At 57.4% G+C, this 23,212-nt stretch carries 22 protein-coding genes; 8 read left to right on the top strand and 14 right to left on the bottom strand.

Features of this window, described 5'->3' with window-relative positions; translation table 11 throughout:
- Positions 1 to 39: 39 nt before the first annotated feature.
- From E1297_RS12610 to E1297_RS12565, 10 genes are all read right to left on the bottom strand, one after another.
- Positions 40 to 492 (bottom strand): type II toxin-antitoxin system RatA family toxin, encoded by a 453-nt coding sequence (locus E1297_RS12610; protein WP_155138592.1) that lies wholly within the window; start codon positions 490 to 492, stop codon positions 40 to 42.
- A gap of 36 nt (positions 493 to 528) precedes the next feature.
- A complete protein-coding gene (gene lipA / locus E1297_RS12605) occupies positions 529 to 1,524 on the bottom strand; it encodes a lipoyl synthase (RefSeq protein WP_155138590.1) in 996 nt (331 codons plus the stop codon).
- A gap of 54 nt (positions 1,525 to 1,578) precedes the next feature.
- A complete protein-coding gene (locus E1297_RS12600; protein ID WP_155138588.1) occupies positions 1,579 to 2,016 on the bottom strand; it encodes a thioesterase family protein in 438 nt (145 codons plus the stop codon).
- 25 nt (positions 2,017 to 2,041) lie between these two features.
- On the bottom strand, positions 2,042 to 2,281 hold the full coding sequence (locus tag E1297_RS12595; RefSeq protein ID WP_155138586.1) for a GlsB/YeaQ/YmgE family stress response membrane protein: 240 nt from the start codon (positions 2,279 to 2,281) through the stop codon (positions 2,042 to 2,044).
- Positions 2,282 to 2,291: 10 nt separating this feature from the next.
- Positions 2,292 to 2,540 (bottom strand): GlsB/YeaQ/YmgE family stress response membrane protein, encoded by a 249-nt coding sequence (locus E1297_RS12590; RefSeq protein WP_155138584.1) that lies wholly within the window; start codon positions 2,538 to 2,540, stop codon positions 2,292 to 2,294.
- A 127-nt stretch (positions 2,541 to 2,667) separates the two neighbouring features.
- Positions 2,668 to 4,116 carry a dihydrolipoyl dehydrogenase gene (gene lpdA / locus E1297_RS12585; protein ID WP_155138582.1) on the bottom strand — a complete coding sequence of 483 codons (1,449 nt, stop codon included), beginning with the start codon at positions 4,114 to 4,116 and terminating at the stop codon, positions 2,668 to 2,670.
- Positions 4,117 to 4,191: 75 nt separating this feature from the next.
- A complete protein-coding gene (locus E1297_RS12580) occupies positions 4,192 to 5,532 on the bottom strand; it encodes a pyruvate dehydrogenase complex dihydrolipoamide acetyltransferase (protein ID WP_155138580.1) in 1,341 nt (446 codons plus the stop codon).
- A 16-nt stretch (positions 5,533 to 5,548) separates the two neighbouring features.
- On the bottom strand, positions 5,549 to 6,928 hold the full coding sequence (locus E1297_RS12575) for a pyruvate dehydrogenase complex E1 component subunit beta (RefSeq protein ID WP_155138578.1): 1,380 nt from the start codon (positions 6,926 to 6,928) through the stop codon (positions 5,549 to 5,551).
- 14 nt (positions 6,929 to 6,942) lie between these two features.
- The gene (pdhA, locus tag E1297_RS12570) at positions 6,943 to 7,998 is read right to left on the bottom strand and encodes a pyruvate dehydrogenase (acetyl-transferring) E1 component subunit alpha (RefSeq protein ID WP_155138576.1); all 1,056 of its coding nucleotides are present in this window, start codon (positions 7,996 to 7,998) and stop codon (positions 6,943 to 6,945) included.
- Between the two features lie 172 nt (positions 7,999 to 8,170).
- Positions 8,171 to 8,512: a septum formation initiator family protein gene (locus E1297_RS12565; protein WP_368669546.1), complete on the bottom strand. Its 342-nt coding sequence runs from the start codon at positions 8,510 to 8,512 to the stop codon at positions 8,171 to 8,173.
- Positions 8,513 to 8,522: 10 nt separating this feature from the next.
- Between E1297_RS12565 and E1297_RS12560 the strand changes: the two genes are divergently transcribed.
- Positions 8,523 to 8,738 carry a hypothetical protein gene (locus tag E1297_RS12560; protein ID WP_155138574.1) on the top strand — a complete coding sequence of 72 codons (216 nt, stop codon included), beginning with the start codon at positions 8,523 to 8,525 and terminating at the stop codon, positions 8,736 to 8,738.
- A gap of 20 nt (positions 8,739 to 8,758) precedes the next feature.
- Here the strand turns inward: E1297_RS12560 and E1297_RS12555 are convergent, their stop codons facing one another.
- The gene (locus tag E1297_RS12555; RefSeq protein ID WP_155138572.1) at positions 8,759 to 9,391 is read right to left on the bottom strand and encodes an alternative oxidase; all 633 of its coding nucleotides are present in this window, start codon (positions 9,389 to 9,391) and stop codon (positions 8,759 to 8,761) included.
- Between the two features lie 286 nt (positions 9,392 to 9,677).
- Here E1297_RS12555 and E1297_RS12550 point away from each other — a divergent pair, with 286 nt between their 5' ends.
- Entirely contained in the window at positions 9,678 to 10,346 is a 669-nt protein-coding gene (locus tag E1297_RS12550; protein WP_155138570.1) for a protein-L-isoaspartate(D-aspartate) O-methyltransferase, read from the top strand.
- Positions 10,347 to 10,369: 23 nt separating this feature from the next.
- Here the strand turns inward: E1297_RS12550 and mfd are convergent, their stop codons facing one another.
- Together mfd and E1297_RS12540 are read right to left on the bottom strand one after the other, a co-directional pair.
- Complete coding sequence (gene mfd / locus E1297_RS12545) at positions 10,370 to 13,858, bottom strand: transcription-repair coupling factor (protein WP_368669544.1); 3,489 nt, start codon at positions 13,856 to 13,858, stop codon at positions 10,370 to 10,372.
- Positions 13,859 to 13,882: 24 nt separating this feature from the next.
- Positions 13,883 to 14,200 (bottom strand): succinate dehydrogenase assembly factor 2, encoded by a 318-nt coding sequence (locus tag E1297_RS12540; protein ID WP_155138566.1) that lies wholly within the window; start codon positions 14,198 to 14,200, stop codon positions 13,883 to 13,885.
- 207 nt (positions 14,201 to 14,407) lie between these two features.
- On the opposite strand from E1297_RS12540, the gene recG reads away from it, so the two are divergent.
- Positions 14,408 to 16,510: an ATP-dependent DNA helicase RecG gene (recG, locus tag E1297_RS12535; protein ID WP_155138564.1), complete on the top strand. Its 2,103-nt coding sequence runs from the start codon at positions 14,408 to 14,410 to the stop codon at positions 16,508 to 16,510.
- A gap of 271 nt (positions 16,511 to 16,781) precedes the next feature.
- Complete coding sequence (locus E1297_RS12530) at positions 16,782 to 18,002, top strand: M10 family metallopeptidase (protein WP_155138562.1); 1,221 nt, start codon at positions 16,782 to 16,784, stop codon at positions 18,000 to 18,002.
- A gap of 93 nt (positions 18,003 to 18,095) precedes the next feature.
- Here the strand turns inward: E1297_RS12530 and E1297_RS12525 are convergent, their stop codons facing one another.
- Positions 18,096 to 18,764, bottom strand: a complete 669-nt coding sequence (locus E1297_RS12525) for a DUF502 domain-containing protein (RefSeq protein ID WP_155138596.1) — start codon at positions 18,762 to 18,764, stop codon at positions 18,096 to 18,098.
- 685 nt (positions 18,765 to 19,449) lie between these two features.
- Between E1297_RS12525 and E1297_RS12520 the strand changes: the two genes are divergently transcribed.
- The 4 genes from E1297_RS12520 to E1297_RS12505 form a co-directional block, all read left to right on the top strand.
- Positions 19,450 to 20,604, top strand: coding sequence for a M10 family metallopeptidase (locus tag E1297_RS12520; protein WP_155138560.1), 1,155 nt, complete (start codon positions 19,450 to 19,452; stop codon positions 20,602 to 20,604).
- A 178-nt stretch (positions 20,605 to 20,782) separates the two neighbouring features.
- Positions 20,783 to 21,163: a YbaN family protein gene (locus E1297_RS12515; protein WP_155138558.1), complete on the top strand. Its 381-nt coding sequence runs from the start codon at positions 20,783 to 20,785 to the stop codon at positions 21,161 to 21,163.
- A 532-nt stretch (positions 21,164 to 21,695) separates the two neighbouring features.
- Complete coding sequence (locus tag E1297_RS12510) at positions 21,696 to 22,586, top strand: sulfotransferase (protein ID WP_368669543.1); 891 nt, start codon at positions 21,696 to 21,698, stop codon at positions 22,584 to 22,586.
- An 84-nt stretch (positions 22,587 to 22,670) separates the two neighbouring features.
- Positions 22,671 to 23,212, top strand: a 542-nt coding sequence (locus tag E1297_RS12505; RefSeq protein ID WP_209015768.1) for a CRISPR-associated endonuclease Cas3'', incomplete at its 3' end; no start/stop codon positions are given.

Genomic DNA, 23,212 nt, shown 5'->3' with positions numbered 1-23,212 from the left:
ACTGTCCGGAAACAGGGACGAACTCCACTAGCGAGCGGATCAGACGCCATAGACATCGTTGGCGCGGGCCTCGAACGCACTGGAGAACTTCCGGAAAGCCTTGTCGAACATCGCTCCCATCAAGGAGCCCAGCGTGCGGCTGCGGAACTCATAGGAGATAAAGAAACCGACATTGCAACAACACCCATCCGTGTCGGCAAAGGTCCACTTGTTTTCAAGGTGCTTGAACGGGCCGTCGAGATATTCCACGAGAATGGTCCTGTCGGCCCGGTTCAGCTCGACGCGGCTGGTAAAGGTCTCCTTGAACACCTTGTAGGCCACGGTCATGTCCGCGATCAGAACTTCCCGGTTTGCATCCAGTTGCTTGCGCCCGCGCACATGCAAGGCCTGACAAAGCGGCACGAAGTGAGGATATTGTTCAACGTCGGCAACAAGCTCGAACATGTTGACGGCGGTGTGCTTGACCGTGTGATTTGACGAAAAACTGGGCATGCCTTGTCGGTTAACCGATGATCTATCTGGTTTGGTTCAGTGCCCGAGCTTGGCCATTCGGGCCGCGCGCAGGTCTGCAAAATCTTCACCCGCATGGTGCGAGGACCGGGTCAACGGGCTTGCCGAAACTTTCAAGAACCCCTTGGCATAGGCAATGCGTTCATAGGCCTTGAATTCTTCCGGCGTCACGAATGACAAGACCGGATGGTGCTTCTTTGAAGGCTGCAGATATTGGCCGATGGTCAAAAAGTCCACATCTGCGGAGCGCAAGTCGTCCATCAGCTGAAGCACTTCGTTGCGCTCTTCCCCGAGCCCGACCATGATCCCGGACTTGGTAAACATGGCCGGATCCAGTTCCTTCACCTTTTGCAGGAGGCGGATCGAATGGAAGTACCGTGCTCCCGGGCGGACCTTGAGATATTTCGACGGCACCGTTTCGAGGTTGTGGTTGAACACGTCCGGCCTGGCCTCAACCACGATTTCCAGAGCACCTTCCTTACGTAGGAAGTCCGGCGTCAGAACCTCTACCGTGGTGACGGGCGATTTGTCGCGGATTGCATGAATCACGTCCGCGAAATGCCGCGCGCCGCCGTCATCGAGATCATCGCGGTCAACGGAGGTGATCACGACATGTTCCAGCCCCATACGGTAGACCGCTTCCGCAATCCCCGCCGGTTCATTCAGGTCGACCGGACCCGGCATTCCGGTGCGCACATTGCAGAAGGCGCAAGCGCGGGTACAGGTGTCGCCAAGGATCATGAAGCTGGCATGTTTCTTCGACCAGCATTCTCCGATGTTCGGGCAGCCCGCCTCCTCACACACCGTGACGAGATTGTTGTTGCGGACAACTTCCTGGGTTTCCCGGTAGACCGGCGAGGTCGGCGCCTTGACCCGGATCCATTTCGGCTTGCGTTGAACCGGATTGTCCGGGCGATGGGCCTTTTCCGGATGGCGCGGGCGGGGGGCCGCCGCGCCGGTATCTTCAGCGCGCGGGTCGGAGGAGCGTGTAAGCGTGTCGACGATCGTAACCATGCCGATTAAGTGTCTGTAATCCGGTTAAAGGTCAAGGTGTCTGTCGCAGGGCAGCTATGCAGCCGGCGCCGGTGACATGACCCGTTTCAGTCTTTCCACAGCACCTTCCGAAAGCGGTTTCGACTTTCGGGCCGCCGGGTCCGACTGCACAATAATGGTTCGCGCAAAGCCCGCTTCAACACCATTTTGGAAAATACTTTGTTCCAGCGTGATTGAACTGCGTCCGACTTTCACCACCCGGCTGCCGATTTCGACGGTGCCTGGCCATCTGATTTCGGCAATGTAGTCAAGTTCAAGCCGTGCAATGACGAAGGACGCACCCTTGTCGGCAATCGCCTCCTTGCCGTCAAAAAGCATGTAAATCCGGCCAGCTTCCAGAAACGTGGTGAAGACAGCGTTGTTCACGTGACCTTGTGAATCGAGGTCGCGATAGCGCAATTTTTCAGTGGTCATCACCGGGTAATCGGCGATGGTGCGGGGCATGTCGGTCATATGTGATGTTCCCGTTGGCACACAATCAGCTAAACACTTTCTTCCAGACAAACAGGAAGAGGACGGAACCGAGCGTCGCGACAATCAGCTGGTCCAGAAACCCGTTGGTAACGTTCAAGCGGAGCAGATGGGCAAGCTCCCCGCCGACAAGAGCACCGACCAGTCCCACTACGAGACTGCCGAAAAAGCCGCCACGGCTGTTCAGTACGCGGTGCGCGATCGCCCCGGCAGCCAGACCGATCAAAATCCACACAATGAAGCTCATCCAAAAACCTTCAAGACAGCACCCTTGCAATCAGGACAACCACGATCGCGCCAATTGCCGCAACCACAATCTCTTTTACGATGGCATTGCCGAGATCGAAATTGATACCAAAGAAGTTGAACAGAAAGCCGCCAACAAAGGCCCCGACAAGTCCGGTCAGGATATAGCGGATCACACCACCCCCGCCAACGATCAGACTGGCGAGCCAGCCAGCAACAAGCCCGATCACGATCCAGATGATAATCGCTTGTGCATTCATGGTTACCCCCCGTTTCCCAACTGAAACCCGAAACCCGGTTGGTGCCTAACGCACTTCTTTACAGGGTTCCTCTATCGGCCATTAGCAAGCACGGGAGCCTGAAATTCAAGCCCCCGTATCTTGGTGGTCAGGCGTTCAACACCCGTCCATAGGCGTCGAGTACGGATTCCTTCATCATTTCGGAAAGCGTCGGATGCGGGAAAATCGTGTGCATCAGTTCTTCTTCGGTCGTCTCCAGGTTCATGGCGACGATAAAGCCCTGGATCAACTCGGTCACTTCCGCGCCAACCATATGCGCCCCGATGAGCTCACCGGTCTTCTTGTCAAAGATGACCTTGATCATGCCATTGTCTTCTCCGAGCGCAATGGCCTTGCCATTGGCATTGAAGGAGTAACGTCCGACCCTGATATCGCGCCCCTGCTCTTTTGCCTTCTCCTCGGTGAGACCGACGGAGGCCACCTGCGGATTGCAGTAGGTGCATCCGGGGATCTTGCGGTGATCCATCGGATGGACGCCGGGAACGCCTGCGATTTTCTCGATGCAGATGACGCCTTCGTGTTCGGCCTTGTGGGCCAGCATCGGCGGACCGGCAACATCGCCAATGGCATAGATGCCCGGCACGTTGGTGCGGCCATATTCATCAATCACGACACAGCCGCGATCGGTTTTCACGCCGAGCTTCTCAAGCCCGATGTTTTCGATGTTGCCCTGAACACCGACTGCGGAGATCAGATGATCTGCGGTGATTTGCGTCACCTTGCCATCCTTGGTCTCCACATGAGCCGTGACAGAGTTCTCCGCCTTGTCGACCTTGACCACCTTTGCTTCGGTCAGGATCTTCAGTCCGCGCTTTTCCAGTGCCTTGCGGGCAAAGGCAGAGATTTCGGCATCCTCAACGGGCATGACGCGTGGCATCACTTCCACCACTGTCACATCAACCCCCATCGACCGGTAGAAGGACGCGAATTCGATACCGATTGCGCCGGACCCCATGACGACCAATGATTTCGGCATCTTCTCCGGTTTCATCGCCTCGAAATAGGTCCAGATCAGCTTGCCGTCGGGCTCGATGCCGGGCAATGCACGCGGGCGTGCACCGGTCGCGACGATAATGTGCTTGGCCGTATAAATCCCCTCGCCTTTCACGCCTTTGGGCACGGGATGCTGTGGCTCAACCGCCGGCTTGGACGGCTTGCCGACCACGATCTCGCCTGGCTTGGTCAGCTTGGCCTCGCCCCAGATGACATCGATCTTGTTCTTTTTCATCAAGAAGCCGACCCCGCCATTGAGACGCGCAGAAACCCCGCGCGAGCGCGCGACGACATCCTTGGCATCGGCAGACATCGAGCCTTCCAGCTTCAGGCCGAAGCTCTTGGCATGATTGGCATGATCGAGGATTTCTGCGGAGCGCAGCAGGGCCTTGGTCGGGATACAGCCCCAATTGAGGCAGATTCCGCCCAGGTGCTCACGTTCTACAATGGCGGTCTTGAACCCGAGCTGGGCGGACCGGATTGCAGTGACATACCCGCCCGGCCCGGAACCGATGATGATCACATCATAAGCAGTATCAGCCATCAGTCTTTCCTTGGAAAAGTCATATCTATCGGTCGAATCGGCGCGGCCATACATGACCGCGCCGGTACATGCAGGTCAGACCAGCATGCTCATCGGGTTTTCGATATAGCCCTTGAAGGCCTTGAGCACTTCTGCACCGAGCGCACCATCCACACACCGGTGGTCGGTTGACAGCGTCACCGTCATCACGGTTGCAATGGCGAGCGCATCGTCCTTCACCACAGGCCGCTTTTCGCCTGCCCCGATCGCCAGGATCGTTGCATGTGGCGGGTTGACGACCGCAGAGAAGTCCTTGACGCCCATCATGCCCATGTTGGACACAGCGGTGGTCCCACCCTGATACTCTTCCGGCTTCAGCTTCCGGTCCTTGGCGCGCGCGCCCATGTCCTTCATCTCGTTTGAGATGACAGACAAGGGCTTCAATTCCGCATGACGGACGATCGGCGTGATCAGGCCGCCGGGAATCGACACTGCAACTCCAACATCGGCATGCTTGTGCTTGACCATGGCCTCGTCGGTCCAGGACACATTGGCGTCCGGCACGTCCCGCAGAGCGAGAGCCAGGGCCTTGATGATCATGTCATTGACCGACAGCTTGTAGGCGGGTTTGCCATTCGCATCCTTCGGGGAAGCGCCGTTGAGCTGCGCACGCAAAGCCATCAGCGCATCGAGCTCGCAATCCACCGACACATAGAAATGCGGAATGGTCTGCTTGGCTTCCGTCAGCCGCTTTGCAATTGTCTTGCGCATGCCATCATGGGGCACAAGCTCGTAGGAGCCCTCATCGAACAACTTGAGAACCTGGTCCTTGCCCGGGCCGGCAGGCGCTGCCGCAGCAGCGGGCGCAGGTGCGCTCGCCGCAACTGCTTCCGCGGCCGGTTTGCCGACACCCTGTTCAAGAGCTGCCTCGATGTCCTTCTTCACGATCCGGCCATGCGGGCCGGAGCCAGTGATTTGGGCAAGATCGAGACCATTCAGCTTGGCAAGGCGCCTTGCCAGCGGCGAGGAAAAGATCCGGTCGCCAGAGGCTGCAACCGGAGCCGGACCAGCCGGCTGCGCGGGAGCTGCAGTCTGGGCCGGAACCTCCGGTGCAGGAGCGGTTTCGGCAGCCGGAGCCGGTGTGGCAGCAGAAGCCGCAGGAGCAGCTGCCGCATCAAGGTCTGCCGCGTCCTCACCGTCTTCCAGCAGCACGGCAATCAGTGCGTTGACTTTCACACCGGCTGTTCCTTCCGGAACGACGATCTTGCCGACCGTTCCCTCGTCCACGGCTTCCACTTCCATGGTCGCCTTGTCGGTTTCGATCTCGGCAATGACGTCACCGGCCGAAACCGCGTCGCCTTCCTTGACCAGCCATTTGGCCAGATTGCCCTCTTCCATGGTCGGAGAGAGCGCCGGCATGGTGATGTTGATTGGCATGACCGCCTCCCTCGCCTCAGGCTGTGTAGGTCACGGCCTTGGCCGCGTCGATGACTTCCTGAACATTCGGCAGCGCCAGCTTTTCCAGATTTGCCGCATAAGGCATGGGCACATCCTTGCCGGTCACCCGCAGGATCGGCGCATCGAGATAATCGAAGGCCTTTTCCTGAACCTGATAGGCAATTTCCGACGACACCGAGCACATCGGGAAGGCTTCCTCGATGGTGACAATCCGGCCGGTCTTGCGCACGGATGCCAGAACCGTGTCGATATCAAGCGGGCGGATGGTGCGCAGATTGATCACTTCCGCCGATATACCCATTCCGGCCAGCTCTTCCGCCGCCTTCAGGGCGTAGGTCATGCCGATACCCCAGGAAACCAGGGTGATATCGGTCCCTGCGCGCTCGATCTTCGCCTTGCCGATCGGCAGAACGAAATCATCCATGTCGGGAATTTCGAAGGTGTGTCCGTAGAGGATTTCGTTTTCGAGGAACACGACCGGGTTCGGGTCGCGGATCGCAGCCTTCAGAAGTCCCTTTGCGTCAGCAGCCGAGTAGGGCTGGACAACCTTGAGACCCGGCACATGCGCGTACCAGCTGGCGTAATCCTGCGAGTGCTGCGCGCCAACGCGGGCAGCAGCGCCATTCGGGCCTCGGAACACGATCGGCGCCCCCATCTGGCCGCCGGACATGTAAAGGGTCTTGGCCGCAGAGTTGATGATCTGGTCAATCGCCTGCATGGCGAAGTTGAAGGTCATGAACTCGACGATTGGCTTCAGACCGGCCATTGCCGCACCGACACCCAATCCGGCAAAGCCGTGCTCGGTGATCGGCGTATCGATCACCCGCTTGTCGCCGAACTCGTCGAGGAGGCCCTGCGTGATCTTGTAGGCGCCCTGATATTCGGCGACTTCCTCGCCCATGACGAAGACATCTCCGTCGCGGCGCATTTCCTCTGCCATCGCGTCGCGCAGGGCTTCGCGAACCGTGGAGGATTTCATTTGTGTGCCTTCGGGGATTTCCGGGTCGGCGGCAGCTTCCACAACAGGTGCAGGCGCTGCTGCTGCCGGAACCGGCGCTGGTGTTTCGGCAACCGTTGGTGCTGCCGCCGGTGCAGGTGCAGCGGCAGCCGCATCAAGGGCGCTTGCGTCTTCGCCTTCACCGAGCAGAACCGCGATTTTCTCGTTGACCTTGACCGCATCGGTGCCTTCAGGAACGAGGATCTTCCCCATGGTTCCTTCGTCCACCGCTTCGACTTCCATGGTCGCCTTGTCGGTTTCAATCTCGGCGATCACGTCGCCTGCGGAAACGGTGTCCCCCTCGGCCTTGAGCCACTTGGAGAGCTTTCCCTCTTCCATGGTCGGCGACAGGGCCGGCATCAGAATATCAATCGGCATGATGTCTCCCCGCCTTAAAGCAGAATGTCTGTGTAGAGCTCGGATGCATCCGGCTCCGGATCGGTCTGGGCGAACTCGGCCGCCTCGGCGACAACAGCGCGGACTTCCTTGTCCAGAGCCTTCAGCTCGTCTTCCGTTGCCCAACCATTTTCCAGCAGGCGCTTGCGCACCTGTTCGATCGGGTCGTGTTCGGTCCGCATCTTCTGGACCTCGTCCTTGGACCGGTATTTCGCGGGATCGGACATGGAATGACCGCGGTAGCGGTAGGTGATCATCTCCAGAATGTACGGCCCCTTGCCGGAGCGGCACCAGTCCAGCGCCTTCTCGGAGGCAGCCATCACGGCGCGCACATCCATGCCGTCAACTTGTTCGCCTGGGATGTTGAAAGACGCGCCGCGTTGAGACAGGTCGGTGGTTGACGACGCGCGCTCCACACTGGTGCCCATGCCGTACTTGTTGTTCTCGATCACATAGATGACCGGCAGCTTCCACAGCTCGGCCATATTGAAGCTCTCGTAAACCTGCCCCTGGTTCGACGCGCCGTCGCCGAAGAAGGTCATCGAGACGCTGCCATCACCGCGATACTTGTTGGCAAAGCCCAGCCCGGTCCCCAGAGACACCTGCGCGCCAACGATCCCATGGCCGCCGTAGAAATTCTTTTCCTTGGAGAACATGTGCATGGAGCCGCCCTTGCCCTTGGACAACCCGCCGCGTCGGCCGGTGAGCTCGGCCATGACGCCCTTGGGATCGAGATCCATGGCAAGCATGTGGCCGTGGTCGCGGTAACCGGTGATCATTTGGTCACCGTCTTTCTTGGCCATCTGCAGGCCGACCACGACAGCCTCCTGACCAATGTAAAGGTGACAGAACCCACCGATCAGGCCCATGCCGTAAAGCTGCCCGGCCTTTTCCTCGAACCGCCGGATCAGCAGCATTTCGCGGTAGGCGTGGAGTTCCTGGTCCTTGTCGAACTCGATGATCGCAGGCGCGGCCGTCTTGGCGGCACCGCGGGTCCGGCTGGCAGCGCTTTTGGAGCGCGCGCCGGTGGAAGACTTTGAGCTTGCGGCCATATCCCTCATCTCAACGTGACGTTTCCCCATGGAGAGGCAAGCGGAGGTTAAACTGCTCCCCTTGTCAATCCAAGTGCCGACATTTGACGGCGTAAGATATTTAATTTTTTGTAATTACTACGTTTTTTAGAATAAACAGAAATCAGGTTAACGAAAGTCAATCAACCTGATTTCAGTTCACTTCCTGATAGCTGTGCCCTGGACGCAGGATGACGAGTTCATCCTGATGAACCAGATTAAGATTGAGACGCGCCCGCTCGTCAACCATGTCAGGGTCGAGACTTTCCGGGCGAAGCAGACTTACGCGGGCGACCAGCTCCTGCCGTTCGCTTGTAACGGCTTTCAAACGGACCTCAAGCTCCCGCACCTGATGCTCGATCCGCGCCCGGCCAACCAATCCCAATTCACCATTGAGAGCATGAAACCCGAAGTAAACCAGAGTGGCACAGGCCGCAAACGGTATAATCAGGCGCCGAAGGATGGATTGCTTGCGCTGTCTGGTTTGTGCTGGCACGGATAAAACCTTGACGAAAAGCGATTTGCCGCAGGTTTGTTATATTGCCCGCTTCAGCCTTAACAGAGGGTTTAAACGCCGCCAGCCAGCCCATACTCAACAAGGAATAACTGCCTCGCCGCAGGTGGATAATCATTTTGACAATACAGGTATTATAAACACGAAGTACCTATCGGCCGGCTCGCGCAACTCGGGCACCGTTCAAGGCCAAAAAAAACGTTGGTGATATGCGACTTGCGACGCGCCTCAAGACGAGAGCGCGTCGGCAAATCCGTGGTTCTTGTCCCTGTGGCCAGCTTCGTCAGCCCGGACCACAATGATCACGTCGGACAGGCGTGCAGTTTGCGGCAGCCCCCAGTAGTCGATGGCAACTTTCGGCGCCGCGACATTTTCTGTGCGTCCGCTTTCCACTTCGGCGAGATACTGCGTGTAACTGATGACCGCTTCTTCTTCGAGATATCCCACAACGCGGTGGGCCGTCTTGGGCGAGATCAGATAGAGCAGGAAATAGAGATTGAAAAAGATCCCTTGCGCGAGCAGGATGATCGCGCGCTCTAGCCTGCTGGGCTTTGCGATCTTGATAAATGTCATCAAATGCATCCGCTCATTGTCCGCCTCGTCAAGAAGCTCGCGGATCCAGCCCTCGTCGTCACGGATCAGCCTGAGCGCCCGCAAATGCTGCAGCATTCCTCCGACCATGCCCGGCACCGCTGCCACGGTTTCCAGAACGACAGCGCGGTGGCCATAGCGCTTGCGAAAAAACGTGTCGGCAAAGACCCGCATGAATTTGACCGTCCGCAAGGCGATACGATCACGAAGGTCGGCGGGCTCACGATGACTGTTGAGCGCGATACCTTCAAAGCCTGTTTGGTGTAGCATATTGCCAACTCCTTTCCGTAGGGAAAGATCGGGTCTCTACAGGAGCATTCAACAGGGTGCGACGAAATGTGTGCAGCGCACAGAAACTTGGTGAAGTTATTTCGGAAAACTTCACATAGGATTATATTTAACATCCTGAATACAATGCGGTAAATACTTACATGCAACCAAATGCAATACTCGCGAGAAAATTCAATTGAAAGCCGGGTTTTCGGCCAACAGCGAAACTCGGACACAGTTCGGCCAGTTCCGGTTTGACGACAAGGGTCCAGACAGGCAACGCCCAATGCGCGATCTCACGCCCAGCGAAGCGCGGAGAAAAGAAATGGTCCTGCGCCAGATCGCAGCGCGTGGCGTCTCCAGTGAACGCGTGCTGACGGCTATGGAAAAGGTGCCCCGCCACCTGTTTGTTCCCCAAACAGAACAACCTTACGCATACACCGACCGCCCGTTGCCGATTGGCCATCGGCAGACTATTTCCCAACCCTATATCGTCGCTTACATGGCGGAGGCCCTTGATTGCAAACCGGGCGACAGCGTGCTGGAAATCGGCACTGGAAGCGGCTACGCGGCGGCGGTTCTGGCTGAAATCGGTGCTGACGTGATCAGCATCGAACGCATTCCGAGCCTTGCTGATCAGGCCAAAGACAATCTGGCAACGGCAGGTTACACCAACGTGCAAGTGCAATGCGCCGATGGCTGTCTCGGGTTGCCCAGCCAAGCGCCATTCGATGGCATTATCGTAACCGCGGGCGCCCCCGTTGCGCCGGACAGATTGAAAAAACAGCTCAAAACCGGTGGCCGCCTAGTGGTTCCGGTTGGCGAACAGCTCTGCTATCAAAAGCTCCAACGCATCACCCGCACCGGGGAAGAGACATTCCGGACTGAAAATCTGTGCGACGTCGCCTTCGTACCCTTGGTCGGGGAACAGGCATGGCACTCAGATGAAATCTGAAGCGCCACCTGTTGAAACGAAGGTTATGCCGCAGCCGCAAGCCGTGACAGCTTGGTCAGAACCGTGGCTGCCCCCTTCAGGCGCGTGTCGGTGTTTTGCCAATCCCGGGTCAGAACCACTCGTTGATCCGGGCGGATCTTGGCGAGTACGCCCTGTTCGGAGATGTAGCTTACAAGACCTGCCGGATTGGCAAACTCGCTGTTGCGGAAGGTGATGACGATGCCTTTCGGGCCAGCGTCCACCTTTTCGATATTTGCTTTGCGGCACAGCCCCTTGATGAAGACGATCTTCAATAGATGCTGCACTTCTTCCGGCAGCGGTCCGAACCGGTCGATCATTTCGGCGCCAAAGGCGTCGATTTCCCCGGCTTCGGTCAGATCGCCCAAGCGGCGATAGAGATTGAGCCGCAATTGCAGGTCGGGAACATAATCTTCAGGAATCAGCACCGGAGTGCCGATATTGATTTGCGGCGACCACTGTTCTTCGCCGATCTCCGCACCACCGTCCTTCAGCTGGGCAACCGCTTCTTCCAGCATCTGCTGGTAGAGTTCGAACCCGACTTCCTTGACGTGGCCGGACTGTTCTTCGCCAAGCAGGTTCCCTGCCCCGCGAATATCCAGATCATGGCTCGCCAGCTGGAAGCCCGCACCGAGCGTTTCGAGCGATTGCAGAACCTTGAGACGCCTCCCGGCCGGTGCCGTAAGCTTCTTGTTCGCAGGCACGGTGAAAAGCGCATAGGCCCGGGTTTTCGAACGCCCCACCCGGCCCCGCAACTGGTAAAGCTGCGCAAGACCGAACATGTCGGCCCTATGAACAATCAGGGTATTGGCAGTCGGTATGTCGAGCCCGCTTTCGACAATCGTCGTCGACAGAAGCACGTTGTATTTGCCTTCGTAGAAGGCATTCATCACGTCTTCGAGTTCGCCCGGCGGCATCTGGCCATGAGCGACGGCCACTTTCAACTCCGGAACGCTTTCTTCCAGAAACTGTTGCTGGTCGGCAAGGTCAGCTAGGCGTGGACAGACGTAGAAGCTCTGGCCACCTCGATAATGCTCACGCAGCAGGGCTTCACGCACCACAAGCGGGTCAAAAGGCGATACAAAGGTACGCACTGCCAGCCGATCGACCGGCGGGGTCGCAATCAGCGACAATTCCCTGACCCCTGTCAGTGCCAATTGAAGCGTGCGCGGGATGGGCGTGGCCGACAATGTCAGCACATGCACATCGGTTTTCAGCTCCTTGAGCCGCTCCTTGTGTTTCACGCCGAAATGCTGCTCCTCGTCGATGATCAGCAGTCCGAGATCGCGGAATTTGACACCCTTGCCGAGCAGCGCGTGTGTGCCGACGACAATATCAACGGTGCCGTCGGTCACCCCCTTTTTTGTGGCCGTCAGCTCGCGCGCCGGAACAAGCCGTGAAGCATGTGCCACATTGATCGGAAGCCCGTGGAACCTTTCGGAGAATGTCCGGAAATGCTGCCGGGCGAGCAGGGTTGTCGGCACCACGACCGCGACCTGGCGGCCCGACATGGCCGCCAGAAATGCAGCACGCAGGGCAACTTCCGTCTTGCCGAAGCCGACATCGCCGCAGACCAGCCGGTCCATCGGCCGGCCGGACGACAAATCATCAAAGACGGCATCAATCGCGTTGAGCTGGTCCTCGGTTTCCTCATAGGGAAACCGGGTCGCGAACTCGTCATAAACGCCTTCAGGAGCCTCGACCACAGGTGCGGTTTTCAACGCCCGGGATGCCGCCGTCTTGATCAGTCCGTCAGCGATCTCAAGAATGCGTTTCTTGAGCTTGGCCTTGCGTGCCTGCCATGCGCCGCCACCCAGTTTGTCGAGCTGGGCTTCGGTGTCTTCGGAGCCGTACCGGGACAGTAGTTCGATGTTCTCGACCGGCAGATACAGCTTGTCGCCGCCTGCATATTGCAGTTCCAGACAGTCATGCGGCGCACCAACGGCTTCAATCGTCTTGAGCCCGATAAACCGGCCAATACCGTGATCGACGTGAACGACAAGGTCGCCCTCGGCAAGGCCGGTGGCTTCGGTGATGACATTGGCACCCTTGGACTTGCGGCGGCTCTTGCGCACCAGCCGGTCGCCCAGAACATCCTGCTCGCCGATGATTGCAGTAGCCGGAAGCTCAAACCCCTGCTCAATCCCCAAAACCACAAGTGCCGCTGTCTTTTCCGGCAAGGCTTGCACTTCCGAGAAGCTGGCCGCTTCCTGTATCGCACCGAGCCCGTGATCGTTCAGTATTTGCCCCAGCCGGTCCCTTGATCCGTCCGACCAGCAGGCGACCACCGCGCGCTTGCCATCCTTGTGGAGCGCGCGGACATGACCTGCGAGAGCGTCAAAAATGTTGATATCGCCAGCTGCCCGCTCCGCCGCGAAGCTGCGCCCCTGCCTGCCTTCAAGGTTGATAACCGTCTTTCCCTGCCCCGGCGGAGGGGTAAATGGATCAAGGGCAGCAGATGCCGTATCGGCTAAAGCTGTGGTCCATTCATCCTGACCGAAGTAGAGCCGCTCCGGCTCGACCGGCATGTAGGGAACCGTTCCGGCGCTTGTTCCGGCTTCCCGGGCTTCACGGCGCGCCTGATAGTGTTCACCGACCTGCTCCAGACGCTCCCGGACCGCGTCAGCTGCCATGCCGTCCAGTACGACGGGCGTCTCGCCAATATAATCGAACAGGGTTTCAAGCCGTTCGTGAAACAGGGGCAGCCAATGCTCCATTCCGGCATACCGGCGCCCGTCGCTGATTGATTGGTAGAGCACATCATCACGGCTCGCAGCCCCGAAGGACGACAAATACGCCTTCCGGAAGCGGGAGACTGCCTCATCGGTCAGCACCACTTCGCTCATCGGCACCAGATCAAGCCGCTTGAGCTGTTTGGATGTCCGCTGGGTCTCCGGATCGAAGGCACGGATCGATTCAAGCGTGTCGCCAAAAAAATCAAGCCGCACAGGCTCTTCGGCACCGGGAGCGAACAAATCCACAATCCCGCCACGCACGGCGTATTCGCCTGTTTCACGAACGGTTGGCGTTCTGGAAAAACCGTTGCGCTCCAGCCAGCCGGAAATCGTGTTCATGTCGACCCGGTTGCCGGGTGCCATCGCGAGCGTTTGTTCGGCCATCCAGCCGCGCTCCGGCAGCCGTTGCAAGGCGGCATTGACCGTAGTCATCAGGACGACACGCTTCCTGCCCGAAATCCCGTGCGCCAACTGGCCGAGCGCCAGCAAGCGCCGGGCGCTGATTGCCGCATTGGGCGAGACGCGATCGTAGGGCAGACAATCCCAGGCGGGAAGCTGCAAGACCTCAACATCGGGCGCGAAAAACGCGAGCGCTTCGGTGACCATCTGCATGCGCGTGGCATCACGAGCGACGAACACCAGCGCCAGACCCGGGTCGGTCAATTCCTCCAGTATTCTGGAGAGTGCATAGCTTTCGGCCCCATCCGGCACGCTCGCAAGCGTGATATTGGCCTTGTCTTTCAACAGGCTTTCAAACACGTCGTCTTTTCCCAATTGTCAGCTTCAGGCCTTCGCGCCCAGGGCGATCTGGCTGTCGTAATAGGCGATGATCTGGCGGTAGAGCGGACTGTCCCATTCCGCGGGCAGCGGCTTGCGGCCGGTCATCCAGGCATAAAGATCCTGATCATGCGCGGTCAGGAGATGCTCAAGGGCTGCCAGCTGATCCTCGTCGAGCTCATCGATTTTCGCTTGCGCAAAACCGCCCAGAAGAAGATCCATTTCCTTCATGCCGCGATGCCAGCACCGGAACAGGATTTTCTTGCGGCGCGGGCTGCGGTCCGGCGCAGCATCAAGACCGCTCCCTATTGCGTGATCGCTCATGGCAATGTCCATTTCCCTGGTTCGTAACGGGTGCGCGGAGCCGGCAGGACCGGCAATCAAGCCGATGGCTCCGCACGTTGCCCGCTATATAACGCTGTCCACGGCTTCTGTCAGCGTCTGAAGGCTCGATGTTTGCACGTGAAAGCCGCTTCATGCCAAAAACGGTTTGAATTACCCACCAGTTGCAATCAATTAAGCGGATTGTTCATGCGCCCCTCGGTCCTCGACCCCTTGTTTGCCCCGGTCTCTTCCCTTCAAGGCATAGGCCCGAAGATCGCCAAGACGATTTCCGGGCTTGTGGCGGACCGGCAGGACCGCGAGGCAACACTCGCAGATCTGCTGTTTCACGTGCCCCACAGCCTGATCGACCGGCGGCACAGACCGGGGATTGCCTATTCGGAAAACGGCCAGATCGTCACGCTGCAGGTCACGATCGACCGCCACCATCCCGGCCCGCGCGGTGGCCGCGCACCCTACCGGATTACGGCATTCGACCAGACCGGGTCGATCACTTTCGTGTTCTTCCACCCACGGCGCGACTGGCTTGAAAAGATGTTCCCCGAAGGCGAGGTCCGCGTGGTCTCCGGCAGGGTCGAGTGGTTCAACGAACGGCCGCAAATGGTCCATCCCGACTATCTGCTCAGCCTTGAAGAAGCCGCGAGCATGCCGGCAATCGAACCGGTCTACCCGATGACCGCCGGGCTTGCCGGAAAAACCCTGCAAAAGGCTCTTGGAGCAGCCTTGCAGCGTCTGCCGGTTCTGCCGGAGTGGCAAGACGGCGCTTTTCTGGAGCGCAATATGTGGCCCGGTTTCGATGAAGCGTTGAGAGCGGTCCACAACCCGAAAGAACAGGACGACCTGTCGCCTGAAGGCGCCAATATCCGCCGGATTGCCTATGACGAGTTGCTGGCAAGCCAACTGGCCCTCGCCCTTGTCCGGAAATCCATGCGGCAGCTTGGCGGAGTTTCCCGAAAGCCCTCAGGGACCTTGCAGCAGAAAGTGATCTCCGCCCTGCCCTTTTCGCTCACCGACGGACAGGCTGCAGCGGTCAAGGACATCAATTCCGACCTTGCGGAACCAATCCGGATGCTGCGCCTGCTTCAGGGCGATGTCGGAGCGGGCAAAACCGTTGTGGCGCTCGCGGCTCTCGCTCAGGTGATTGAAACCGGTGCCCAAGGAGCGCTGATGGCGCCAACGGAAATCCTTGCCCGGCAACATTTTGCGTCCATGCAACCATTATGCGAGGCTGCCGGCATCCGTCTGGCGCTGATGACCGGCAAGGATACCCAGAAACAACGCCGGATCCTGCAAGAAAAATTGAACGCCGGTGAGATTGACCTTGTGGTCGGCACCCACGCCCTATTTCAGGGATCCGTGACCTTTCAGAACCTGGGACTTGTAGTCGTTGACGAACAACACCGGTTTGGCGTGCATCAACGGCTTGCCATTTCCGCAAAGGGCAATGGGGTAGATGTTCTGGTGATGACCGCCACCCCCATTCCGCGAACGCTTGTGCTGACCTGTTTTGGCGACATGGACGTCTCCCGCCTCACCGAAAAGCCTGCAGGCCGGAAACCGGTCACAACCGTATCCGTGTCTCTCGACCGGCTTGACGAAATTGTCGGCCGGATCGGCGCTGCGATTTCATCCGGGCAAAAAGCCTATTGGGTGTGCCCGCTGGTGGAAGAATCCGAAAAGATCGATCTGGCTGCGGTCGAGGACCGGCATAAGGTGCTGGAACAAGCACTCGGCCAAAAGGTGTCGCTGATCCATGGACGGATGAGCGCGGATGAGAAAGATGCGGCCATGGCCTCCTTCAAATCCGGCGAAACCCGCATACTGGTTGCAACAACGGTGATTGAAGTCGGCGTCGATGTTCCCGATGCAACCATCATTGTCATCGAGCACGCCGAGCGGTTCGGCCTCGCCCAGCTTCACCAGCTGCGCGGCCGTGTCGGACGGAGCGACAAGCCCTCCTCCTGCGTGCTGCTCTTCAAGGCCCCCTTGGGGGAAACGGCCGCAGCCCGACTCAACATCATGCGCGAAACCAATGACGGCTTTCTGATTGCCGAGGAAGACCTGCGCTTGCGCGGTGGCGGCGAAATTCTGGGTACGCGGCAATCGGGAACGCCCGGCTTCAGGGTTGCCCGGCTCGAGGATCATGCGGACCTGATGGAGATTGCCCGTGACGATGCAAGGTTGATCCTTGAAACGGATCCGGACCTCAAGGGCCCGCGTGGCGACGCCTTGCGTTGCCTGCTTTATCTGTTCGGACGCGACGAAGCGATCCGCCTTCTAAGGGCCGGGTAAAACAACTCGCTTGAACACCTGAAAACCTTCTGGTCCGGCTATCCGGCACCAGAGGCCGTATACAAAGTGCAAACTTCGTCCCCAACCTACAAATTATCGTTATTTCACAAAATCACCAAGAGCCCGCCTACGATTTCACACAATTCCTCTCTCTTACTCTCATAGGCGTAGGTAATCCGGATTTTTCACCGTGGAATTTCTTTGGACAACAACCTACCCGCCTGAAAAACAATGAAAGTAATAGAAAACAAACAAAGAGTGGAAGCCGGGGATGAGATACGCGTTTTTACAAGGATTTCAGAGTACCAATATATCTGAACGCTTAGAGATTGAAGAAGACACGCAATCCGACACGACTGAAGAGCTCGCGGAGCAGCTTTCGACCGATTTTTGGACCTCCCGAGGGGACAGTCCACGATCTTTCGACGTGGAAGAAGGCGGCACAATCACCGTCGACTATACTGGCCTGACTCCGCTCGGGAAGTTCTATGCGCATTTTGCATTGCAAATGTGGTCCGATGCGACCGGACTGGAGTTCGAGGTCGTTCAGGGAAACGCCGACATTACCTTCGATGACAATGACAGCGGCGCCTACACCACAAGCGAAGTAGACCGGAACGGCACTATAGAAAGTTCCTACGTCAACATTTCAGATGACTGGAACCCCGGCGACGGCTACGACTTCAGCAACTACACCTTCCAGACCTATGTCCATGAAATCGGGCATGCCCTCGGGCTCGGCCATGCAGGCGACTATAACGGCTCGGCCCAATACGGCGTCGACAACTTGTATGACAATGACTCGTGGCAAGCGACGATCATGTCCTACTTCGACCAGGAAGAAAACACCGACGTCGATGCCGATTTTGCCTATGTGGCGACACCCCAGGCCGCAGACGTCCTCGCCATCCAGGACCTCTACGGAACGACCTCGACCACCCGAACCGAAGATACGACCTACGGCGACAACGGGACCGCTGGCGTGGTCCTCAATCAGGCTGCGACTTCCCAGACACCGACGACCTATACGATTGTCGACGATGGCGGTATTGACACACTGGACTACAGCTCGAGTTTCGACGATCAGGTCCTCGACTTGCGCGAAGGTGCCATTTCCGATGTTCGGGGCGTTGAAGGAAGCCTGATCATTGCCGAGGGCACCGGAATCGAAAATGCCATCGGCGGCAGCGGCGATGACACAATCATCGCCAACGACCTCGACAACACCCTGACCGGCGGGAGCGGTTCGGACATATTTCTTTTTTATACGAACGAAAGTGCCTCGGCGAATTCCGACACCATCACGGATTTCGAAGACGGGTCCGACATCATCTATATTGATGACGGCGTGAGCGGCACAACTTTCGGCTATGATCAACTGGAGTTTGCCGACGCCGGATCCGGAACCAGCATTCTTTACGACGATGACGAGATCATTCTGGAGAATGTCGACACGACCAGTCTTGGAGCGGAAGACTTCATGTTCGCCTGACCGGTATCGTTGGCGATCCGGACCATTCCGGCACACGTTCGAAGGTTCGCGTGCCGGATTTGCCAGCCCGCCACATCCGGCAAGGCGCTCTTGTCAACCGGCCTTGCGCTCGGAGTCCGGCGCTTCCTCAATGTGCTCTGCAACAATCTCCGGGTAGTCCGGATTGACCAATCCGGCCGAAATGACGAGTTTGGCGGCATCTTCAACCGACATCGACAACTCGATCACATCCGTTCGCGGCACAAAAAGCAGAAAGCCCGATGTCGGATTGGGTGTGGTCGGCAAAAAGACCGAGACAGTTTCCGCAGTGTCATCGAGCCGCTTTGCGACTTCCCCCTTCGTATTTGTGGAAATGAAGGCAATGGCCCACAGCCCTTTGCGCGGATATTCGACCAATGCCGCCTTCGAGAAAGTGTTGCCGCGCTCGTCCAGTATTGTCTCGAAAATCTGCTTGAGACCGCTATAGAGGTTGCGAACCAGCGGCATCCGGCCAACCAGTGATTCTCCGAAGGAGATCAGGCTGCGCCCGGCGAAATTTGCAGCCAGAAACCCGACGACCGTGATGATAAAAACCGCCACGATCAGCCCGAAGCCCGGAACCGCAAACGGCAAATATGTGTCGGGGTTGTAGACGCGTGGCACCAGCGGCTTCACCCAGCCGTCGACCCATTGAATGAATGTCCATGTCAGCCAAAGCGTAATCCCGATTGGGCCAGCGATCACAAGCCCCGTCAGGAAATAGTTTCTGATCCTCATGGCCATCCGCCCTCGTCCCGGGTCATCCTTTGTTTTCCTTTTGGTCATTCCAGCCAGCCTTCCCTGCGAACGACTTGCACGAATACCCCGCACCATGCCGCCCTACGCGCATTTTTAGCGCATCAGCGTCTTTGGCAACTGTTTTTAACTCACCCGGCCAGCCAAGCCTGACCATTTTTTAATCACCCACAACCGGGCACCACCAACTATCAGGGGAATTTCAACCTACTGACTCCAAAATTCCGGGGGCAAGCTTCGCACAATCCTAGCCTTCCATTTTATTGAAACCGTCACCGGGGCGTAACGTCAAAACTAGAATGACGGGCATGGTGCCGGGCTTCAAAACCGCCATGAGCGCAAAGGCCGAGTATAAACTTAAGATTGTATTTCCAGATATATCCAGTGTTTCTTTTCTAAGCTGGCCGGGTTCAAAGACGCTCGCCCATCAGTATACCTCCCGTGATATTTATTCTATTTAATTCAGGTGCTTGAGATTATTATAGTGACAATAGTCAGGTTTTTTTCAGACGCCTCTTTTTTTCCACAAATGTCACTTTTTATCTTGCAATATCATTCAAGATATACACCCTTTAGTTGCTCCTTTAGATGACTAACCTCTAATGGAATCCACATCTAAAAGGCCGCCGGAAGCGGCCAAAAACAGACCAGTATTACAAATCGGGAACAGAAAATGGCCACAGCATATTCCTACGACCAGATTGCCTATCAATTAACCGATGACTATTGGGACGCAACCGGAGAGCCAACACGGTCCTTTGATGTCCAGGTCGGCGGAACAATCACGGTCAACTATTCGGCCCTCACCTCGAAAGGGCAGCTCTACGCCTATTACGCGCTGGAAATGTGGTCCGATGCGACTGGCCTGAACTTTGTTTCCACCAACGGTGCTGCGGACATCACGTTCGATGACAACGACAGCGGCGCCTATGCCTATTCCAATCTGGACCGGTTCGGAAATATTGAAAGCTCCCATGTCAACGTGTCCACATCGTGGATCGCGCGTGACGGCAACAATCTGAGCAACTATTCGTTCCAGACATATGTCCACGAAATCGGCCACGCGCTGGGTCTCGGCCACGCCAGCAACTACAATGGTTCCGCGGATTATGGCCAGGACAATCTTTATCTGAACGATTCCTGGCAGGGCACGGTCATGTCCTACTTCAGCCAGAATGAAAACACCTATATCGATGCGGATTTTGCCTACGTTGCGACGCCGCAGATTGCCGACGTCATCGCGATTCAAAATCTATATGGCTCGGCCGGGACCACACGCACCGGTGACACCACCTATGGTGACAACAGCAATGCCGGCACCGCGTGGGAACACCTCACCACCTACAGCCGCTCGACAACTTACACCATTGTCGATGACGGCGGCGAAGATACAATCGACTTCAGCTCGAGCTACTACGATCAAATTCTCGACCTGCGGGAGGAATCGATCTCCAGCGTGCGCGGTGTGGACGGCAATCTGATGATCGCCCGCGGAACGGAAATCGAAAATGCGATCGGCGGCCGCGGTGACGACTATCTGGTCGCAAACGATCAGGACAATGTCCTGACCGGTGGCAGCGGAGCTGATGTCTTCTACTTCTTCACCAATGAGAGCCCGTCGGCCAACACCGATACGATCACCGATTTCCAGACCGGCACCGACATCATCGTCCTTGACGACGGACAAAGTGGTGTATCGATCAATTTCGATCTTCTGGATATCATTTCACTCGGCTCCGATACCAGCATCAACTTTGGCGATGACGAAATCATCCTTGAAAACGTCAGCGCGTCCACCGTTGATGCAAACGACTTCATGTTTGCCTGATTTCAGGAAGCAGCAGAGCCCGGCGATCTTCGCCGGGCTTCCCACCCGGTTGAGCCGCCGGAATGGCTGCCCGTGTTGCGACCTTATGAAAGGCTGCAAGGCGATACAGTTTCGCGTATAAGCACAACAAACGACGTGCGGCCTTTCCTCCTCCGGCCGCGAGTTTACGGAGGCTCGTTTGCGGCGCGCGACATACAAGTTGCTCGGAATTTTGTGTATTGGCGCAGGCGCGGTGGGCGCGGTCTTGCCGGTCTTGCCGACAACGATCTTTTTCATCCTCGCTGCGGGATGTTTTGCCCGGTCATCGCCGGAACTTGAGCGCCGCCTCCTGGCCCATCCGACATTTGGCCCCCCCGTCATCGCCTGGCGTGAAAATGGTGTAATCCCGCCAAAAGCCAAACTGCTGGCCATAACCGGCATGGCATTCGGATACACCCTGTTTTATCTGACCGCCACCCCCGGCATCTGGACGCTGGGACTTGTCAGCCTGTTCATGGCAGCGAGCGCCCTTTATGTCCTTACCCGGCCATCGTCTCCGCGACCGTCCCGGACAAACTAGGGCCCGTCGGCAGTCAGTGTGCGGCAAATAGGGCGCTCAGAACGGTTCGTTTCAGGAGAACAGACTTGGCGTCTATTCGCATCGTTTTTCTATGACAAGGGGTCTTTGATCCTGGTGAAACACATTCTCGATCAGGCGGCACGCTTGATAGATGTGTTTACCGTCCTACTGCTTGGACATGAATTGATCTCGGTTGGATGACTGCCCTGACAACGGATAAATCCATCGCATGTATAGCCTGCCGGTGCGCATCAAGCACTTTGTGCGAAATTCGCCGGCAAGCATGTATCAGGCTTGCTTTGGGTCGGTTCGCCCCACCCTCCATGAGTTACCGGCCGCTCGGGCCTTGCGGATTTCTTTTCCGCGTGCCGCCAAACAAAACCGATGCCACACTGACCCCTTGACTACACACTCTCCTGCCCGCCCGTCAAAATCCGGTTTTGTTTTTCCAAGCAATATGATGGTATTTTCAACCTCACGGAATTTTACTGTCAGATATGACTTAAATTCTTGCGCCGAATTCGCTTAGGATTTGCACGGAAGCAACACGGAGGTTGTACCATTGAAAACAATCCATTTTATTTCAGGTCTGCCCCGCTCCGGGTCGACCCTTTTATCCGCAATTCTTCGGCAGAACCCTCGGTTTCACGCAGGAATGTCGAGCCCGATCGCCACCTTGTTTCAAGGCATTGTCGCTCAGGTCTCCGCTGGCAGCGAATTGTCCTCCATGGTCACACCTGCCCAACGCGAATCCATTCTGAAAGGCCTGTTTTCCAACTACTATGCCGAGCGGGAACAGCCTGTGATTTTTGATACGAACCGCGGCTGGACAGCGGAATTGCCCGCGCTGATGACACTGTTCCCGAACGCCAAATTGATCTGTACAGTACGGAATGTCGCATGGGTTCTGGACAGTCTCGAAAGGCAGTTTCGCAGCAATGCTTTCGAGAACACGCGGCTGTTCAATACCCCCTCCGAGAGGGCAACGGTCTACACGCGCGTCGATGCGCTCGCCGGTTCGAATCGGCTGGTCGGCTATTCGTACCAGGCTCTTCGCGAGGCATGCTATGGCGAACAGGCCAGCCGGCTGGTGATTGTCGATTACGATCTCCTGACCGCAGCACCGGCCGAGGTCATCCGGCTCCTCTATGAATTTCTGGAAGAACCCGCATTCGAGCACGATTTTCAGAACGTGATCTATGATGCTCCGGAATTCGACAACCAGCTGGGCCTCGCTGGACTTCATCGGGTCCGCAGGGAGGTCAAGCCGCAAAAACGGCGAACCATTTTGCCTCCGGATCTGTTCGAGCGGTACGCCAACCTGTCATTTTGGCAAGATCTTCAAAACTGTGCTGCGTTCCGGATTGTGGCACAAGCGAGCAAGGAACCGTCGCGAACCGACATCACAAATCACACCTCATAAAACGCCATTCATGGAAAGTACCGGTCGTCTCAGCGCAGACCTTTGGTTCCGGCTGCCCAAACCGTCTTCCAAGGGGAAATGAGTTTGACGTTTCTGAATTGGCCGGGAAAGAGTTTTCCAGACACAAACCTGCCGCCTCACCCGGCCGTCTATCACATGCTCGATGTTGCGGCTGTTTCCGAGCGGTTGATGGCAGTCGCGCCTTTTGATCCCGAACTGAAACAAGCCTTCGCCCTCCTTATTGCGCTTCACGATCTGGGAAAGATAAGCGAGAGTTTTCGCGACATGCTCGCATATCGTAAAGTGCAGACGCTCAAGCATTGGGAGCTGAGCGAGGTGCTGCTTTTCGAGTTCGATGGTGAACTGGGCGCACGCTTGGGCGGTGAGCCATGGACGCGGCAGCAACTCTACGCAGCCGTTGCCGGGCATCATGGCCGCCCGTCGCAATTGCAACTTGGTGGCCTTTCGATCAAAGGGCGGCGTCACAAGGACTACTCGAATGCGCTGAAGGCCGTCGGTCACGGGCATGGCGATGCGCGCAAGGTGGTGTCGGCTTTCTGCGACTTGTGGGGGAATGCGTCCCTCGGCAGTTTCCCGCCCTTGGACGAAGCCGCTCGCGCGGCAAT

The organism is Roseibium sp. RKSG952 (genome assembly GCF_009711355.1).
The sequence above is the reverse complement of the archived record's forward strand: the minus strand, read 5'-3'. Positions and strand labels throughout refer to the sequence as shown.

Bases quoted from the DNA above. Each gene is read 5' to 3' on its own strand.
- E1297_RS12575 (WP_155138578.1), bottom strand. From the start codon at position 6,928: ATGCCGATTGATATTCTGATGCCGGCCCTGTCGCCGACCATGGAAGAG.
- E1297_RS12610 (WP_155138592.1), bottom strand. From the start codon at position 492: ATGCCCAGTTTTTCGTCAAATCACACGGTCAAGCACACCGCCGTCAAC.
- E1297_RS12520 (WP_155138560.1), top strand. From the start codon at position 19,450: ATGGCCACAGCATATTCCTACGACCAGATTGCCTATCAATTAACCGAT.
- E1297_RS12580 (WP_155138580.1), bottom strand. From the start codon at position 5,532: ATGCCAATCAACATCACCATGCCGGCGCTCTCTCCGACCATGGAAGAG.
- E1297_RS12590 (WP_155138584.1), bottom strand. From the start codon at position 2,540: ATGAATGCACAAGCGATTATCATCTGGATCGTGATCGGGCTTGTTGCT.
- lipA (WP_155138590.1), bottom strand. From the start codon at position 1,524: ATGGTTACGATCGTCGACACGCTTACACGCTCCTCCGACCCGCGCGCT.
- E1297_RS12550 (WP_155138570.1), top strand. From the start codon at position 9,678: ATGCGCGATCTCACGCCCAGCGAAGCGCGGAGAAAAGAAATGGTCCTG.
- recG (WP_155138564.1), top strand. From the start codon at position 14,408: ATGCGCCCCTCGGTCCTCGACCCCTTGTTTGCCCCGGTCTCTTCCCTT.
- pdhA (WP_155138576.1), bottom strand. From the start codon at position 7,998: ATGGCCGCAAGCTCAAAGTCTTCCACCGGCGCGCGCTCCAAAAGCGCT.
- E1297_RS12530 (WP_155138562.1), top strand. From the start codon at position 16,782: ATGAGATACGCGTTTTTACAAGGATTTCAGAGTACCAATATATCTGAA.
- lpdA (WP_155138582.1), bottom strand. From the start codon at position 4,116: ATGGCTGATACTGCTTATGATGTGATCATCATCGGTTCCGGGCCGGGC.
- E1297_RS12525 (WP_155138596.1), bottom strand. From the start codon at position 18,764: ATGGCCATGAGGATCAGAAACTATTTCCTGACGGGGCTTGTGATCGCT.
- E1297_RS12595 (WP_155138586.1), bottom strand. From the start codon at position 2,281: ATGAGCTTCATTGTGTGGATTTTGATCGGTCTGGCTGCCGGGGCGATC.
- E1297_RS12540 (WP_155138566.1), bottom strand. From the start codon at position 14,200: ATGAGCGATCACGCAATAGGGAGCGGTCTTGATGCTGCGCCGGACCGC.
- E1297_RS12600 (WP_155138588.1), bottom strand. From the start codon at position 2,016: ATGACCGACATGCCCCGCACCATCGCCGATTACCCGGTGATGACCACT.
- E1297_RS12555 (WP_155138572.1), bottom strand. From the start codon at position 9,391: ATGCTACACCAAACAGGCTTTGAAGGTATCGCGCTCAACAGTCATCGT.